We start from the raw sequence: 15,953 nt of genomic DNA, 5'->3' as shown, positions 1-15,953 counted from the left end.
TGATCGAGTGAACGGAAGCATTCGGTCGATCCGATCGACTGAACGGTTCCGTTCACCCGGCGGTGGTCGGGCGGTGCGGAGGGAGTGCGGATGGACCGGTAAACTGCCAGTTGCCCGCGTGATTCTCCCGGGCACAACCGCAGCACCAAGCGAGGAGCAGCACGTGGCCCGTGTCGTTGTCGAAGTCATGCCCAAGGCCGAGATCCTCGACCCGCAGGGGCAGGCCATCGTCGGGGCGCTGTCCCGGCTGGGCTTCGCCGGCGTGTCCGACGTCCGCCAGGGCAAGCGGTTCGAGCTCGAGATCGACGGCAGCGTCGAGGACGCCGAGCTCGAGAAGATCGCCGAAGGCCTGCTCGCCAACACGGTGATCGAGGACTGGGCCGTGCGGCGAATCGACGTCGAGGCATGAGCGCCCGTATCGGAGTCATCACCTTCCCGGGCACCCTCGACGACGTCGACGCCGCCCGCGCGGTGACCCTGTCCGGTGGCGAGGCCGTCAGCCTGTGGCACGGCGACGCCGACCTCAAGGGTGTCGACGCCGTCATCGTCCCCGGTGGTTTCTCCTACGGCGACTACCTGCGCTGCGGCGCGATCGCCCGGTTCGCGCCGGTGATGGGCAAGGTCGTGGAGGCCGCCAAGGGTGGCATGCCCGTCCTCGGCATCTGCAACGGCTTCCAGGTGCTCTGCGAGGCCGGCCTGCTGCCCGGCGCGCTGACCCGCAACGAGGGCCTGCACTTCATCTGCCGTGACGAGTGGCTGAAGGTCGAGTCCACCTCGACCGCGTGGACCACCCGCTACGAGACCGGCGCCGAGATCCTCATCCCGCTCAAGTCGGGTGAGGGCCGCTACCAGGCGTCGGAGAAGGTGCTCGACGAGCTCGAGGGGGAGGGCCGCGTGGTGTTCCGCTACGCCGGCAACAACCCGAACGGTTCGCAGCGCGGCATCGCGGGCATCGCGTCCGCGAACGGCCGCGTCGTCGGCCTGATGCCGCACCCCGAGCACGCGACCGAGCCGCTTACCGGCCCGAGCGACGACGGGCTCGGCATGTTCTACTCCGTCCTCGAGAGCGTCGTCTCCGCCTGACGTCGGACGCACCGACGGCCCCGGGACTCCCGGGGCCGTCGTTCGTCATGCCTTGCCCACTCCGCGCAGAACCCGTGTGCACACACCCGTTCCCGCATGCACACGGGAGATGTCCGCCGAACACCTGTGTGCAGGCGCGGAAAGCCCTGTGCACGCGGCTTTTCCCGGGACGTGCCCGGCGGCGGAGTGCGCCCCGTCCTGCTACCGTCCGGCCATGATCTCGACCATCGTGTGGGGCGCCGGCAGCATCGCGCGGGACGCGATCCGCGCCGTCGACGCGCATCCGGCGCTGGACCTGACCGCCGTCCTCGTGCCGGCCGGGGACCGCGTCGGTCGCGACGCCGGCCACCTCGCCGGCCTCGGGCGCACGCTCGGGATCGTCGCCACGGACGATGCCGCCGCGGTGCTCGCGACGCGTCCGGGTGCGGTGGTCTACGCCGGCTCCGGCACCACCCGGTCCCGCGATGCGGTCGCCGACCTCGTCGCGGCGCTGCGGACCGGTGCCGTGGTGGTGACGCCGCCGATCTACCCGCTGCACGACCACCGCGCCGCCGAACCCGCGGTCCGCGAGGAGATCCGGTCCGCCATCGTGGCCGGTGGCGGTTCCCTGTACGTGGGTGACGTCGACCCGGACTGGGCCAACCACGTGCTGCCGCTGGTGCTCGGCGGCCTCGACGCCGGCGCGCGGTCGATCCGCTGCCGGGAGATCGTCGACTACTCGGGCTACGACCTCCCCGGATCGGTCCGCTACCTGATGGGCATGGGAGAGCCGCTGTCCTACCTGCCGCCGATGCTGGCGCCGCGGATGCCGACGATGGTGTGGGGTGACCGGGTGCGGCTGCTGGCGCGCGCCCTCGGCGTGGAACTCGACGAGATCCGAGAATCCGTGGACCGAGTGCAGATCGAGGTGACCGTCGAAACCGACACCATGGGCAAGTTCGAGGCAGGCGGTCAGGGCGCGGTGCGGTTCGAGGTGCAGGGCATCGTGGACGGTGAGCCCCGGATCGTCATCGAACACATCGGCCGGATCCACCCCGACTGCGCGCCCGACTGGCCGACCGTGCCCGCGGGCGGGACCGTGCACCTGGTGGTCGTCGAGGGGGATCCGCGGGTGGAGGTCACGATCGAGCCGGGGTCCCGGGACGGCGCCGCGGCCGCCGTCGACCGGCTTGTCGACGCGATCGCGGTGCTGGCGGGCAGGCCGCCGGGCGTGCACGACGCGCTCGACGTCGCGCGAAGCGCCTGATTCCGCCGCGAGAACCTGTTCCATGTCGTAGCGTGCGCAGCCATGATCACCACGGTCGTCTGGGGCACCGGAAATGTCGGCCGCGCGGCGATCCGCGCCGTCGACGCGCATCCCGAACTGGAACTCGCCGCCGTCCTCGTCCACAACCCCGACAAAATCGGCCGCGACGCCGGTGACCTCGGCGACGTCGGCCGCGAGCTCGGAGTCGCGGCCACCGCCGACGTCGACGCCGTGCTGGCGTCGAAGCCCGACGCCGTCGTGTACGCGGCGTCCGGCGACATCCGACCCGACGACGCGCTCGCCGACATCGTCGCCGCGATCCGGGCCGGCGCCGTCGTCGTGACCACATCCCTGTATCCGCTGTACGACCACCGCAGCGCGCCCGCCGAGATGCGTCAGGCGATCCAGGACGCGATCGACGAGGGTGGTGGATCGCTGTTCGCCTCCGGCATCGACCCGGGGTGGGGCAACGACGTCCTGCCGTTGCTGCTCAGTGGTCTGGCGACCACCGTCGACGTGATCCGCTGTCAGGAGATCTTCGACTACTCCACCTATGACCAGCCCGATTCCGTCCGGTGGCTGGTCGGCATGGGGCAGCCCATGGACTACGCGCCGCCGATGGTCGCGCCCGGCATTCCGACGATGGTGTGGGGCGGTCAGGTCCGGCTGATGGCGCGGGCGCTCGGCGTCGAACTCGACGAGATCCGCGAGACCCTCCTGCGCAGGCCCCTGGAATCCACCGTCACCACCGCGACGATGGGCGACTTCGAGGAGGGCACCCAGGGCGCGTTGCGGTTCGAGGTACAGGGCATCGTCGGCGGCGAGCCGCGAATCGTGATCGAGCACGTCACCCGCATCCACCCGTCCTGCGCGCCCGACTGGCCCAGCCCCGCGGACGGCGGCGCCGGCGCCCACAAGGTGATCATCGAGGGCAGGCCGCGGATCGAGGTCGCAGTCGAGGCCACCGACGAGGGCGGCAACCGGTCGGCCGGCGGCAACGCGACCGCGGTCGGGCGCCTGGTCGGTGCCATCGACTGGCTCGTGGCCGCCGAGCCGGGTCTCTACGACGCGCTCGACGTGCCGCTGCGCCCTGGCGTCGGCAAGCTCACCGCATCGGACAGGTTCACGACATCGGAAAGGACGACGGTATGAACATCGACATTCCCGAGGGCAAGGACCCGATCGGCTACGTCTGGGGTGAGATGGTCCCCGGCATCGGGATCGCCGCCTCGCAGTTCTCGCTGTCGGTGTACGAGCACTCGAGCATCGACCTGCGCGCGTTCGAGGCGGCCCGGCTTCGGATCGCCCAGATCAACGGCTGCATCTTCTGCCAGGACTGGCGCACCGACCGCGACGGCGTCAAGGTCGAGATCGGCTTCGACGAGGATGTCGAGAACTGGCGCACCACCGAGGCCTTCGACGACCGCACCCGCCTCGCCGCCGAGTACGCCGAGCGGTACGCCCTCGACCACCACGGACTCGACGACGAGTTCTGGGACCGGATGACTGCGCACTACACGCAGGCCGAGATCGTCGAACTGTCGATGAGCATCGGGTCGTGGCTGGCGTTCGGCCGGCTCAACCACGTCCTCGGCCTGGACACCACCTGCGTGCTGCCCGGGCACTGATCGGGAGCCGGTGCACGGAACGGCCCGTGCGCCGGCATCAGTGGTCGGCCCAGCGGCCCGACCGGTCCGCTAGGCAACCGGGGAAGGCGGCGCGGGCAGCGCGTCGAAGAAGTCGGCGCTCGGGGTGAAGAACGCGGAGCCCGTCACCGGCGTCGAAAAGTCCAGCAGCCGGTCGTAGTTGCCGCGCGGGTTGCCGAGGAACATGTTCTCCAGCATCCGCTCGGTGATGTCCGGGGTACGGCAGTAGCCGATGAAGAAGGTGCCCATCTCACCGTCGCCGACGCGGCCGTACGGCATGTTCGCGCGCAGGATCTCCATCGAGTTGCCCTCCTCGTCCTTGATCGCGTTGAGCGCGACGTGCGAGTTGGCCGGTTTGACGTCGTCGCTCATCTCGATGTCGTCGAGCTTGGTGCGGCCGATCACGTTCTCCTGCTCCGGAACCGGCAGCGCCTCCCACGCGTCCATGTCGTGCACGTACCGCTGCACGTGCACGTAGGAGCCGCCGCTGAAGGCGTGATCCTCGTCGCCGACGGTGACGGCGGCCACCGCCTCCTTCCCGCTCGGGTTCTCGGTGCCGTCCACGAACCCGATCAGGTCACGGTTCTCGAAGTACTGGAAGCCGTGCACCTCGTCGACGACGGTCGCCGCGCCCGACAGTCGCTTGATGAGGTGGTGGGCGAGCTCGAAGCAGGCGTCCATGCTCATCGCGCGGAGGTGGAACAGCAGGTCACCCGGCGTGGACGGGGCCTGATGCCTGGCGCCGCGCAGCACCGGGAACGGGTGCAACTGCGCAGGCCGGGGCCCGGTGAACAGTCGGTCCCACGCCGCGGACCCGATGCTCACGATCAGCTCCAGCCCCGCACCGGGCAGTCGCAGCCCCACCGACCGCCGCAGGCCGGCCGCGTCCGCGAGCACCTGCCGCGTCACCGACTCGCCGCCCTCGTCGATCGTCGCGACCAGGAAGATCGCCGCCGGAGTCAACGGGCTCGCCACCGTCTGGGACTCGGAAGCGGCTGCAGCGGGCAAGATTTCGGGCATTCGTTTCACTCCGTGGTCGGTCTGTGCAGGCAGTGGCTGTCCTGGGCGACAACCGTAGCGGAGCGAACCGGCGCCGGCGCACATGTCGGTGCCCGGCAGTACCGTGCCGCCATGACGATGACACTGGCGATGATCACGTTCGACAGCGCTGAGCCCGGTCCGCTGGCGACCTGGTGGGCGGAGCAGACCGGCGGCCGGGTCGAGGCGGACAACGACGGCTGGTTCTACCTGGTCGGGATCCCGGGGGCACCCTACAAGCTGGCGTTCCAGAAGGTGCCGGACCCGACGCCCGGCAAGAACCGGGTGCACCTGGACCTGTCGTCGACCGACCTCGACGCGGAGGTGGCGCGGCTGGTCGACGCCGGCGCGAGCGAGTACGAGCGGCACGACATGGACGGTTTCCGCTGGGTGACGCTGACCGACCCGGACGGCAATCGCTTCTGCGTGTCGGGGCAGCCGCACTGACGACCTGGGGCAGCACTGACGATCTGGGGCAGCACTGACGACCGGGGACAGGGCGCCTCGCACACCGACCATCAGCGGGTCCGCTCGTGGATCCTGCTGAGCTGATCCTTCAGCTCCTGAGGCCCGTGCACGACGAAGCGGCAGTCCAGAATGAGCAGCCGTAACGCCAGCCACTCCACGGTGTCCGACGCGCTGCGCCATCTGGTCGTATCGCCTTCAGCCGTGAGCTCACCGTCACCGAGGTGATCACGCAAACGCATGCGGGCGAGCGCGAGCGGGAGGTGCAGTGTCACATCCGCCCGGTGTGTCGGCGCCATCGCGAGCTCGGCGCGCTCGAGGTGCGCGAGCACTTCCTCGTCGGGCATGAGTTCCCGCGCCCGGGCTCCTGTGCCTCGCGGAACCGAGATCCGATCCGCCCGGAACCGGCGCCAATCGTCGCGATCGAGGTCGAACGCGACGAGGTACCAACGCTGATTCATGTTGACCAGCCGCTGTGGTTCGAGGTGTCGGGCGCTGAGATGGCCGCTGCGATCCTCGTACTCCAGGCGGACTCGTTCCCGATTCGCGATCGAGGCGGAGAGCACGGTGAGGACGTCCGCGTCGACGGTGTTCCCCGACGCCCGCGCCCGGGGAATGGCAGCAATGCCCAAGGTGCGCACACGCTCTCGCAGCCGGGCGGGGAGCGACTGGCTCAGCTTGGTGAGCGCGCGGACGCCGGCGTCCGCGAGCTCGGGCAGGCCGTGGACGGCGACCGTGCGCAGCCCGAGTGCGACGGCGACGGCCTCGTCGTCTTCGAGAAGCAGTGGCGGCATCGACGTGCCCGCCGCCAGGCGATAGCCGCCGTGGGCGCCGAGGTCGGCGTCGATGGGATAGCCCATCTCACGCAGCCGGTCGACATCTCGCCGCACCGTTCGTTGCGTGACCGCCAACCGTTCGGCGAGTTCGCTGCCGGACCACGTGCGCGAAGTCTGGAGCAGCGACAGCATCGTGAGCAGGCGTGAGGTGGGTCCGGCCATTCCTCGATCTTCCTCGCATCCAGGACAGAAACAGTCCTATTTCGCGTCTAGCTTGGGCAGCGACAGTGGAACGTCCTCGAAAGGAACCGAGAATGTCCGATCTGCACAACGCCAACCCGACCGGCTACACGAGCGTCGCCCCCTGGGTCGTCACCGACGACACCGGCGCGTTCCTCGACTTCGTCTCACACGTGTTCGACGGCACGGAGCTCGCGCGCGTGGCGACCGAAGACGGATCGATCGGCCACGGCGAGATCCGGGTCGGCGATACCGTCGTACTCGCCTTCGATCGACGCCCGGAGTGGCCGATCATGCCGAGCCTGCTGCGCGTATTCGTCGCGAACGCGGACGAGACCTTCGCGAAGTCGGCCGCCGCCGGTGCCGAGGTGGTCACCGAGTTGGGCGACAGCGCGTTCGGACAGCGTGGAGGGCGCATCAGGGACCCGTTCGGCAACATCTGGTGGGTGACGAGCCAGGTCGAGGACGTGCCCGAGGATGTGATGTGGCGGCGGCTTCAGGACCCCGTGTACGCCGAGCAGATGCGCGTGGCGCAGGCGACACTCGACGCCGAGCTGAGCGGGCGGGCGCAGGGACGCAGCAGCGCACCGGTGCGCTGACCTGTCCGGCTCCTGTTCGGTGAACGGCCGGCAGCACCGGGTCGGGCGGGCCTGGGAGAAATGTCGGCGCCGATGGGTCGAACCGTGGACCCTGTCGCCGCAGACGCCCTTCCGTGGTCTTCACCGTGAAAACGATCTGGAGCGTGCCGAGAATGCCCTGGAGTCGGGAAAAACCATCGTCCGCGACCGGGCGACGCGAATTGCTCCGGACGATGATCGTCTCGCCAGGTGCATCCGAGGGGGAGCGGGAGACACGCCCTAGGATTCGGTCATGGCCCCACTGACCGACGCCACCGCCCCCGGACTCTGCTCGTTCGTCGACGCCTCACCGTCACCCTTCCACGTGTGCGCGACGGTGGCCGGCGACCTGATCGCCGCCGGGTTCGTCGAACTGCGTGAGACCGACGGCTGGCCGACGGCGCCGGGGCGCTACTTCCTGGTGCGCGCCGGGTCGCTGGTCGCGTGGAGCACCGAAGGAGCGGGCCACGAGGCCGTGCCGTTCCGGATCGTCGGTGGCCACACCGACAGCCCGAACCTGCGGGTCAAGCAGCATCCCGACGTCGAGTCCGCGGGCTGGCAGATGGTCGGGCTCGAGCCCTACGGCGGTGCGTGGCTGAACTCGTGGCTCGACCGCGACCTCGGCATCTCCGGTCGGCTCAGTGTCCGGGAGGGAAACCGCCTGCGGGAGCACCTGATTCGGGTGGACCGGCCGATCCTGCGGGTGCCGCAGCTGGCGATTCACCTGTCCGACGACCGCAAGGGTGTCGCCCTCGACCCGCAGCGGCACGTGAACGCGATCTGGGGCGTGGGGACGTCGCCGCGCAGCTTCCTCGGGTTCCTCGCCGCCGAGGCCGGTGTCGACGCGGACGCGGTCCTCGGCTGGGAGCTGATGACCCACGACCTCGCGCCGAGCACCGTGGTGGGACTGCACGACGAACTGGTCTCCGCGCCGCGGCTGGACAACCAGGGCACCTGCTACGCCGGCAGCCAGGCGCTGCTCGCCGCGACCGAGAACCCGGGGGAGGCGATCCCGGTACTCGCCCTGTTCGACCACGAGGAGGTCGGGTCGATGTCCGACCGGGGCGCCTTCTCGGACCTGCTGAACTCGGTCCTGGAACGGATCGTGCTCGGCCGCGGCGGCGGTCGCGAGGACTTCCTGCGCGCGATGGCGGGATCGGTGTGCGCATCGGGCGACATGGCGCACGCCACCCACCCGAACTACCCGGACCGGCACGAGCCCGCCCACCGGATCGAGGTGAACGGGGGTCCGGTGCTCAAGGTGAACCAGAACCTGCGCTACGCCACCGACGCCGCCGGGGCGGGCGCGTTCGCGCTGGCCTGCGACCAGGCCGGGGTGCCGCTGCAGCGGTACGTGCACCGGGCCGACCTGCCGTGCGGGTCGACGATCGGGCCGATCACCGCGTCCCGGACCGGGCTGTCGACCGTCGACGTCGGGGCACCGCAGCTGGCGATGCACTCGGCGCGGGAGCTGATGGGCGCCGCGGACGTGACCTCGTACGCGGAGGCTCTCGCCGCGTTCCTGACGCCGCAGGAGTGAGGCCTGGTCGCGTCCGGGCCCTGGGTTGCCGTCGTTCGAACATCGGATGGCGGCCCCGCTCCGTCCTCGGCGAGGATGCCCGAGAACCGATTTGCTCCGAGGTAACAATTTCCTCACCAGACTCGGCAGTCACACCGTTCTCGTGGTTGTCTGGGTCGCGCCGGGCCGTCAGGGTTCGCGCCGGGGCGGGTCGTCGGGGCTCGAACCGTCAAGGGGAGGACATGCTCGTGCACGCTCGCAAGTACCCGTCCACAACCGGCCGCGCGCGGTCCGCGTTCGTCGCGGCCGGCGCGGCCGCGCTTCTGGTGGCAGCCGCCGCGGTGCCGGCCACCGCCCAGTCCTTCGGATCGTCCGGCGACGCACCCGGCGGTCCGTGCGGTCAGGCTTCCGGCAGCTCGACCGGGTCGATCGGCAAGGCGCTGCCGTGGATCACCGGATCCCCGGACGGCGGCCTGCCGCAGCTGACGGGCCGGACGAAGGCGATCGAGATGGTCACCGGTCCCGGCAGCCCGAACGACACCGTCGACCGGTTCAACGTCTCGGGCACCGACCTGGGCATCATGTGGGACAACGGCATCGCGGGCAGCGGGCACAACGTGCTGATGGCCTTCGGCGACACGGTCGGCAAGTGCGGCTCCGACGGCGACGATTGGCGCTCGAATGTGCTGTTCCGTAGCTCGGACACCGCCCTCGCCGACGGCATGCGCATCGACAGCTCACCACTGGACGCGCCGAACCACTCGAAGGAGATCGTCCCCGGCTTCGGCATCCCCGGGGAGTACACCGTCATCCCCACCGCCGGTGTCTCGGTCGGCGGCGTCCAGTACATGCGCGTCATGGGCGTCAGGTCGTGGGACTCGCCGGGCAACTGGACGACGCTGTACTCCGCGCTCGCGTCGTCGACGGACGACGGCGAGAACTGGACCCTGGACCCGCTGACGGTCCGCGCGAACGTGGCCGCGCTCGACATCCCCGGCATCCCGCAGTTCGACTCGAACAACGCGAATTTCCAGCAGAGCGCGTTCGTCGAGCGCGACGGCTATGTCTACGAGTTCGGCACCCCATCGGGGCGCAGCGGTGGTGCGCTGCTCGCGCGCGTGCCCGACGCGCAGATCGGCAACCTCGCCGCCTACGAGTACTGGAACGGGTCCGCCTGGGTGACCGATCTGTCGGCGGCCGTGCCGGTGATCGAGTCGCCGGTCAGCGAGCTGTCGGTGCAGTGGAACAGCTTCCTGAACAAGTACGTCGCGATGTACACCGACGCGACGAACTCGTTGGTGATCCGGCAGGCCGATCGGCTCGAGGGCCCGTGGAGTGGCACGCAGACCATCCTGTCGGGAGTGCTGGTGCCGTCGCTGTACGGCGGGTTCATGCACCCGTGGGCCGGCGGCCGGTACCTCGAGTTCGTGGCGACCACCTGGGATCGTTACAACGTCATCTACTTCCGCACCGATCTGGACGGGCTGCAGATGGCCGCACAGGACCAGGCGGACCGTCCGGACCCGGCGACCACCGGTGAGGCGCAGCGCATCGGTACCGAGTTCCCCGAGGGGCAGGAGCCCGCGGCAGGGGAGTGACGCCGCGGCCCGGATCGGCAGGCCGAACACCCGCGTACCGCAGGCGCGGTACGCGGGTTCACCCGGGCGGGGGACGCGGGGCATGACGCGACGGGCGAAGCTGGACGCGTGACGCGCGTCGGGTTACCTGCCATGCCGTTTCACATGGCGATGCCCTGGATCGGCCACGTCGTCGTGACGGCCGTGGTGGTGACGGGTGGCGCTCTGTCCGACGATCCCGGCGCCGGTTTCGTGTGGTCCACCGACACCGTGCTCGTCGACGCGGCGGCGGCCGCGATCCTGCTCGCCCGGCATCGGGCGCCCTTCGTGGTGTTGCCCGCGGTCGTTGCTCTTGTCGCAGTCGGAGTCTCCATCGGGGTGTTCAACCCGGGGCTCCCCGTGGCAGTGGCTGTCGCCGTGTACACGGCGGTGTTGAACACGAGCAGGCGGAAGGGCATGGCGATCGCCGCGGTTGCCGCGGCGCTCATGCTCGTCGCGGTCGCCGTCGACGGCTACAACGGGTTCCAGAGCGTACTGACCGTCCTGCTCGGCGGCACGGTCGGCGAGGCCGTCCGAACTCAGCGCGGCTATGTCGCGGCCGTTACCGAACGGGCCGAACGGGCCGAACGCACCCGCGAGGCGCTGGCCCGCCAGCGGGTCGCCGAAACGCGGCTGGCGATCGCCCGCGATCTGCACGACGTTGTCGCCCACCAGATCTCGGTGATCAACCTGCACGCCGGTGTCGCGGCGTCGGCGCTGCGCGATCGGCCGGCCGCCGCCGAGAAGTCACTGGCGATCGTCCGCCGAGCCTCGCGCACCGTGTTGGCCGAGATCGGCGATCTGATGGCGACACTGCGCGACCCCGACGCCGGCACCGGTCCGCCCGGCCTCGCCCAACTCGACGACGTCGTGCGGGCGTTCGCGAGCCATGGCATGGCAGTCACCGTCCGCATGGACGGCGACTGCCACGACCTGCCCGGGACCACGGACATCACTGCGCTGCGGATCATCCAGGAGGCGCTGACCAACGCGCACAAGCACGGAACGGGCCGCGAGGCGCACGTTCTCGTCGAGTGCAGGCCCCGTTCCCTGCGTGTCACCGTCACGAACCCGACAGCGCCCGGCGTCGGCGAGCATCTCGGCACGCGCCAGGGCCTGATCGGCATGGGCGAGCGTGTCGAGTCGGTTCGCGGCATGCTCACCTACGGGCACGACGGGACGGGAAGGTGGATACTTGTCGCCGACCTGCCGACCGAACCCGTCGACAACTCGACGACTGCGGAGGAACGTTCGTGATCAGCGTGCTCATCGTCGACGACCAGGCACTCATCCGATCGGCGATCACGGACCTCGTGACCCACTCCGACGGCCTCGAGGTCGTCGGAGAGGCCAATGACGGACAACGCGCGATCGAACTCGCCCGCAGCCTGCGACCGGACGTGGTGCTCATGGACATCCGCATGCCCGGAACCGACGGAATTGCCGCGACCCGGGCCATCTGCTCCGACCCGGATCTCGCCGGGGTGAAGATTCTGATCCTGACCACGTTCGAAGAGGACCAATACATAGTCGGCGCATTGCGTGCCGGCGCGAGCGGGTTCATCGGCAAGGGATTCGAACCCGACCAGATCATCTCGGCGATTCGGGCAGTCCACCGCGGCGACGCCCTGCTCTCGCCCACCGCGACCCGCAGCCTCATCAACCGCTACGTCCAGCCTGCGGCAGCCACCGACCGGGTGCCACCGGCACTCGAGCACCTGACGGAGCGGGAGGTCGAGGTGCTCACCCTGGTCGGCGCGGGCCGATCCAACGATGAGATCGCAACCGACCTGGTGATCTCGCCTCACACCGCCAAGACCCATGTCAATCGCATCATGACCAAGCTCCAGGCCCACGATCGGGCGCAGCTGGTCATCGCCGCCTACGAGAACGGACTGATCCGACCGCAGGTCAACTGAACTCGCCGCACCGTTCGCCACTTTCGGTTTCGGGCGCATACCGCGCCTGCGGTACGTGAAGATGCCGCCACGGCGGGACGCTCCCGGCGACGGAAAGCGCGATGCTGGATGCGTGTCACGAGTCTGACCGTCGCGCAGAACTGCCGACACAGCGCAGCCGCCGGACCCGCACGATCATGCCGAATCGGTGCGGGTTCGAGAGCTGCGCGTCGCGCTGCACTGGGACGGTTGCACAGCGCAAGAGCCGGCGATGGATTCCCAGTTGATTGCCAGGTTCATTGCTGATTCTTGTGAAGTTCATGAGCTGTACTTGAACTATTCACTGCCCGTGCAGGGGTCCCCTGCAGACAACGACGTAGCCGGGAGATCGCAGAGCAATGAGATTCTTGGACCGATTCCGGAACCAATCCACGCCTGATGATGGCTCTGGACCGGCCGTCGCCGAGTCGGCCGAAGATGTCCCGACGGATCCGGTGGGCTATCAGCAGACCGCGAGCAAACTGCACGCGTTCAACCGGTACGAGATCAAGTACCTCGTCGACGAGTTGAAGGTGCCCGAATTGCGACGGGAACTGGCCGCCCGGATGGACACCGACCCGTATTCGCCGCACGGCGGGTACCCGGTCACTTCGCTCTACTACGACACCCCCGACCTGCGGTTCTACTGGGAGAAGATCGAAGGCCTCAAGTTCCGGCGCAAGCTCCGGTTGCGCCTGTACGGACAGCCGGCCGAGTGCACCGACGACACCCCGGTGCAGATCGAGATCAAACAGCGCGTCAACCGCGTCACCCAGAAGCGGCGCACCGCCATGCCCTACGGGGTGGCTCAGCGGTGGCTCAACGGCCGCGAGGAGATCGAATGCGATCCCTCGCAGCGCCCGTTCGTGAACGAGGTGACCACCCTGATCGGGAACCTGGACCTGCGACCGATGGTCACCACCGGCTATCTGCGGGAGGCGTTCGTCGGCCGGGAGGCCGACCTCGGGTTGCGGGTGACGATCGACCACAAGGTGCACGGCCGGGACCGCGACTTCCACTTCGCGTCCGGTGCCGAGAACCGGTTCATCATCCCGCCGAAGCTCGCGATCGTCGAGCTCAAGGCGAACGAGCGGGTGCCGTACTGGGCCACGGATCTGACTGCCCGGCTGAACATGTCGGTGATCCGGGTGTCGAAGTACTGCCAGTCCGTCGAGGCGTTCGGGATGGCGCCGCGGTCCCGGCACGGTGCGCCCGAACTGGTTCTTCCCGAGGGCTACGACGACCGGGTGCCCACCGACGTGCTCGACACCTCGACCCGCGCCGCGAGCTGACGCAGGTCACCCGCCGCCTCTTTCCCCGCATTTCACGACAACCGAGACAGGACAACCATGAATTTCGACCTCCAGGACCTGAGCGGAACGTTCAGCACCTTCGACATCATCGTGTCGCTGGCACTGTCGTTCGTGCTGTCCGCGATCATCGGCTGGGTCTACCGCTACACCCACAAGAACGTCTCCTACAGCCAGTCCTACGTGCAGACCCTGGTGATGGTCGGCATGATCATCTCGCTGATCATGCTCGTCGTCGGCTCCAACATCGCCCGCGCGTTCGCGCTCGTCGGTGCCCTGTCCGTCGTCCGATTCCGCAACGCCATCAAGGAAACTCGTGACGTCGGGTTCATCTTCCTGGTGATGGCGATCGGCATGACCACCGGCACCCGGTTCTACCTGCTCGCCATCGCCGCGACCGTCGCGATCTGCCTGGTCCTGCTGATCATGAGCAAGTTCAACTGGTTCAAGCTCGACGTGCAGCGTCAGGTCGTCAAGGTGCAGGTGCCGCCGGAGCAGGAGTACGCCGCCCTCGTCGAGGACGTCCTCATCAAGCACTGCACCGAATTCGAGCTGGTGTCGACCGAAGCGGTCCGCTCCGGCGCGCTCAACGAGATGTACTACACCGCCCAGTTGAAGAAGGGCACCAAGCCCGCCGAACTCATAGCCGCGCTCAGCGCGGTCAATTCCGGACAACGCGTCACCGTCCTGACCGGATACGACCAGACGGACATCTGATGCCCGCGACGAACACCGCCGGCGCGCCGGCTCCGAAACTCAAGCTCCGGCACCGGATTCCGACATCGCTGCGTCAGCACTGGAAGTTGCTGGTGGTGTTCGTCGCCTTCGTGGCGATCATGGCGACCGTGTTCGGCAACGCCCGCATCCGCCCGTACATCACCGGTGACGCCACGGTGATCGCGTCGGAGATCACCGACAACATCACCGGCACAGTGGATCTGTTCGACGACTCGGTCTCGCACGAGGTGTCGCTGGAGATCACCGACGCCGAGTACCAGGACATGATCACCACCTTCCAGTCCACCGGTGACAAGAAGTGGATCACCGCGGACATCACCATCGACGGCACCTTCGTCAACGACGTCTCGGTCCGGTTGAAGGGCAACTCCACCCTGATGGGCGTCCGCGGCGAGAACGCCATGCCCGGCGGTGAGGGATTCGCTCCGCCCGAGGGCATGGAGTTGCCGGAGAACTTCCAGCTTCCCGAGGGCTTCGATCCGATGGCGGGGATGGCGTCGGAGGACGATCCGACGTCCTTGCCGCTGCTCATCAGCTTCGACGAAAACGAAGATGGCCGGGCATACCAGGGCATGACGGAGTTGTCGGTCCGCCCGGGCTCCCCGGTGCTGAACGAGGCGATGGCGCTGTCGCTGACCGCGGCGACCGGTCAGGCGACCCAGCGCTACGCGTACACGGTGTACTCGATCAACGACGGCGCCACCACCACCCGGTTGCTGCTCGAGCACCCCGACGACACGTACGCCAACTCGCTGTTCGACACCGACGGCTACCTGTACAAGGCGGACGCCAACTCGCGCTTCGAGTACGCCGGTGACGACCAGTCCGCCTACGCCGACCAGTTCAAGCAGATCAACGCGGTCGACAGCGGCAACCTCCAGCCGCTCATCAACTTCCTGAAGTGGATGGACAGCGCCGACGACGCGGAATTCGATGCGCACCTGGCCGACTGGGTCGACGTCGATTCGTTCGCCCGCTACCTGGCCACACAGAACTTGCTCGTCAACGGCGACGACATGAGCGGGCCGGGACAGAACTACTACCTCTGGTACGACCTCGAATCCAAGAAGATCACCGTCATCTCCTGGGATCTCAATCTGGCGATGCAGGGCGACACGACCACCGGCCCGCACGACAGCGTCGGATTGTCCATGCCGGGCGGGGGCGGGCCCGGAGCGATGGGCAACGGCGGCGAGGCCGGCGCAGGCATGACGCCGCCGGAGGGGATGACGCCGCCGGAGGGCATGACGCCGCCCGAGGGGATGACGCCGCCCGAGGGGATGACGCCACCGACGGGCGGCACCACCGGCACGGACGGGGCACAGATGCAGGGACCCGGCGGCATGGGCGGCCCACCCGGCATGGGAGGCGGCCCCGGCGGAAAGTCCAATGCCCTGAAGACCCGGTTCCTCGACTCCGAGGCGTTCACCGCCGTATACGAGGAGGCCTACTGGGACCTCTTCGACCAGATGTACCCCAGCGGACTCGCCTCCGAAACCCTCGACCGGATCGCGCAGTCCATTCCGGTCAGCGACGGACTCAGCGCAGATGATCTGCAGGCGAAGGTCGACGACATGCATACCTGGATCGACCAGCGCACCGCCGCACTGACCGAGCAGCGCAACACCTGAACAGCGCACCGACTCACCGACGGCGGCGGCATGGGGCACCCGCTCCGAGCCGCTGCCGTCGACCGTTCGGTGCCCCGGTCCCGCACCCAAT

Annotated in this window: 16 protein-coding genes; 14 read left to right on the top strand and 2 right to left on the bottom strand. The window is 68.8% G+C overall.

Annotated elements, in window-relative coordinates:
- Nucleotides 1-163 precede the first annotated feature (163 nt).
- The 5 genes from purS to ACWDUM_RS04780 all read left to right on the top strand — a co-directional run bounded on the left by purS (nucleotide 164) and on the right by ACWDUM_RS04780 (nucleotide 3,957).
- The gene (gene purS, locus ACWDUM_RS04800) at nucleotides 164-409 is read left to right on the top strand and encodes a phosphoribosylformylglycinamidine synthase subunit PurS (RefSeq protein WP_007529998.1); all 246 of its coding nucleotides are present in this window, start codon (nucleotides 164-166) and stop codon (nucleotides 407-409) included.
- Nucleotides 406-1,083 (top strand): phosphoribosylformylglycinamidine synthase subunit PurQ, encoded by a 678-nt coding sequence (gene purQ / locus ACWDUM_RS04795; RefSeq protein ID WP_450133075.1) that lies wholly within the window; start codon nucleotides 406-408, stop codon nucleotides 1,081-1,083. The genes purS and purQ overlap by 4 nt, the downstream gene beginning before the upstream one ends.
- Nucleotides 1,084-1,297: 214 nt before the next feature.
- A complete protein-coding gene (locus ACWDUM_RS04790) occupies nucleotides 1,298-2,329 on the top strand; it encodes an NAD(P)H-dependent amine dehydrogenase family protein (RefSeq protein ID WP_450115372.1) in 1,032 nt (343 codons plus the stop codon).
- A 42-nt stretch (nucleotides 2,330-2,371) separates the two neighbouring features.
- Nucleotides 2,372-3,481, top strand: coding sequence for an NAD(P)H-dependent amine dehydrogenase family protein (locus tag ACWDUM_RS04785; protein ID WP_450133074.1), 1,110 nt, complete (start codon nucleotides 2,372-2,374; stop codon nucleotides 3,479-3,481).
- A complete protein-coding gene (locus tag ACWDUM_RS04780) occupies nucleotides 3,478-3,957 on the top strand; it encodes a carboxymuconolactone decarboxylase family protein (protein ID WP_450115370.1) in 480 nt (159 codons plus the stop codon). The genes ACWDUM_RS04785 and ACWDUM_RS04780 overlap by 4 nt, the downstream gene beginning before the upstream one ends.
- A 69-nt stretch (nucleotides 3,958-4,026) precedes the next feature.
- Here ACWDUM_RS04780 and ACWDUM_RS04775 read toward each other — a convergent pair whose 3' ends face one another.
- Nucleotides 4,027-4,995, bottom strand: a complete 969-nt coding sequence (locus tag ACWDUM_RS04775; RefSeq protein ID WP_450133073.1) for a Dyp-type peroxidase — start codon at nucleotides 4,993-4,995, stop codon at nucleotides 4,027-4,029.
- A 111-nt stretch (nucleotides 4,996-5,106) separates the two neighbouring features.
- Here ACWDUM_RS04775 and ACWDUM_RS04770 point away from each other — a divergent pair, with 111 nt between their 5' ends.
- Nucleotides 5,107-5,460, top strand: a complete 354-nt coding sequence (locus tag ACWDUM_RS04770; protein WP_450133072.1) for a VOC family protein — start codon at nucleotides 5,107-5,109, stop codon at nucleotides 5,458-5,460.
- Nucleotides 5,461-5,531: 71 nt separating this feature from the next.
- Here ACWDUM_RS04770 and ACWDUM_RS04765 read toward each other — a convergent pair whose 3' ends face one another.
- Nucleotides 5,532-6,476 (bottom strand): helix-turn-helix transcriptional regulator, encoded by a 945-nt coding sequence (locus tag ACWDUM_RS04765; RefSeq protein ID WP_450133071.1) that lies wholly within the window; start codon nucleotides 6,474-6,476, stop codon nucleotides 5,532-5,534.
- A 92-nt stretch (nucleotides 6,477-6,568) separates the two neighbouring features.
- On the opposite strand from ACWDUM_RS04765, the gene ACWDUM_RS04760 reads away from it, so the two are divergent.
- The 8 genes from ACWDUM_RS04760 to ACWDUM_RS04725 all read left to right on the top strand — a co-directional run bounded on the left by ACWDUM_RS04760 (nucleotide 6,569) and on the right by ACWDUM_RS04725 (nucleotide 15,862).
- Nucleotides 6,569-7,093 carry a VOC family protein gene (locus ACWDUM_RS04760; RefSeq protein WP_450133070.1) on the top strand — a complete coding sequence of 175 codons (525 nt, stop codon included), beginning with the start codon at nucleotides 6,569-6,571 and terminating at the stop codon, nucleotides 7,091-7,093.
- Nucleotides 7,094-7,364: 271 nt separating this feature from the next.
- Nucleotides 7,365-8,651, top strand: a complete 1,287-nt coding sequence (locus ACWDUM_RS04755; RefSeq protein WP_450133069.1) for a M18 family aminopeptidase — start codon at nucleotides 7,365-7,367, stop codon at nucleotides 8,649-8,651.
- A 221-nt stretch (nucleotides 8,652-8,872) separates the two neighbouring features.
- A complete protein-coding gene (locus ACWDUM_RS04750) occupies nucleotides 8,873-10,228 on the top strand; it encodes a DUF4185 domain-containing protein (RefSeq protein WP_450133068.1) in 1,356 nt (451 codons plus the stop codon).
- A gap of 132 nt (nucleotides 10,229-10,360) precedes the next feature.
- Nucleotides 10,361-11,503, top strand: coding sequence for a sensor histidine kinase (locus ACWDUM_RS04745; protein WP_450133067.1), 1,143 nt, complete (start codon nucleotides 10,361-10,363; stop codon nucleotides 11,501-11,503).
- Complete coding sequence (locus ACWDUM_RS04740; protein WP_450133066.1) at nucleotides 11,500-12,165, top strand: response regulator transcription factor; 666 nt, start codon at nucleotides 11,500-11,502, stop codon at nucleotides 12,163-12,165. Before ACWDUM_RS04745 ends, ACWDUM_RS04740 begins: the two co-directional genes overlap by 4 nt.
- Nucleotides 12,166-12,542: 377 nt before the next feature.
- Nucleotides 12,543-13,475: a VTC domain-containing protein gene (locus ACWDUM_RS04735; protein WP_450133065.1), complete on the top strand. Its 933-nt coding sequence runs from the start codon at nucleotides 12,543-12,545 to the stop codon at nucleotides 13,473-13,475.
- A gap of 57 nt (nucleotides 13,476-13,532) precedes the next feature.
- Nucleotides 13,533-14,210: a DUF4956 domain-containing protein gene (locus tag ACWDUM_RS04730; protein WP_450133064.1), complete on the top strand. Its 678-nt coding sequence runs from the start codon at nucleotides 13,533-13,535 to the stop codon at nucleotides 14,208-14,210.
- Nucleotides 14,210-15,862 (top strand): CotH kinase family protein, encoded by a 1,653-nt coding sequence (locus tag ACWDUM_RS04725; protein ID WP_450133063.1) that lies wholly within the window; start codon nucleotides 14,210-14,212, stop codon nucleotides 15,860-15,862. The genes ACWDUM_RS04730 and ACWDUM_RS04725 overlap by 1 nt, the downstream gene beginning before the upstream one ends.
- Nucleotides 15,863-15,953: the final 91 nt, after the last annotated feature.

The organism is Rhodococcus sp. NPDC003322, assembly GCF_053589555.1.
The sequence above is the reverse complement of the archived record's forward strand: the minus strand, read 5'-3'. Positions and strand labels throughout refer to the sequence as shown.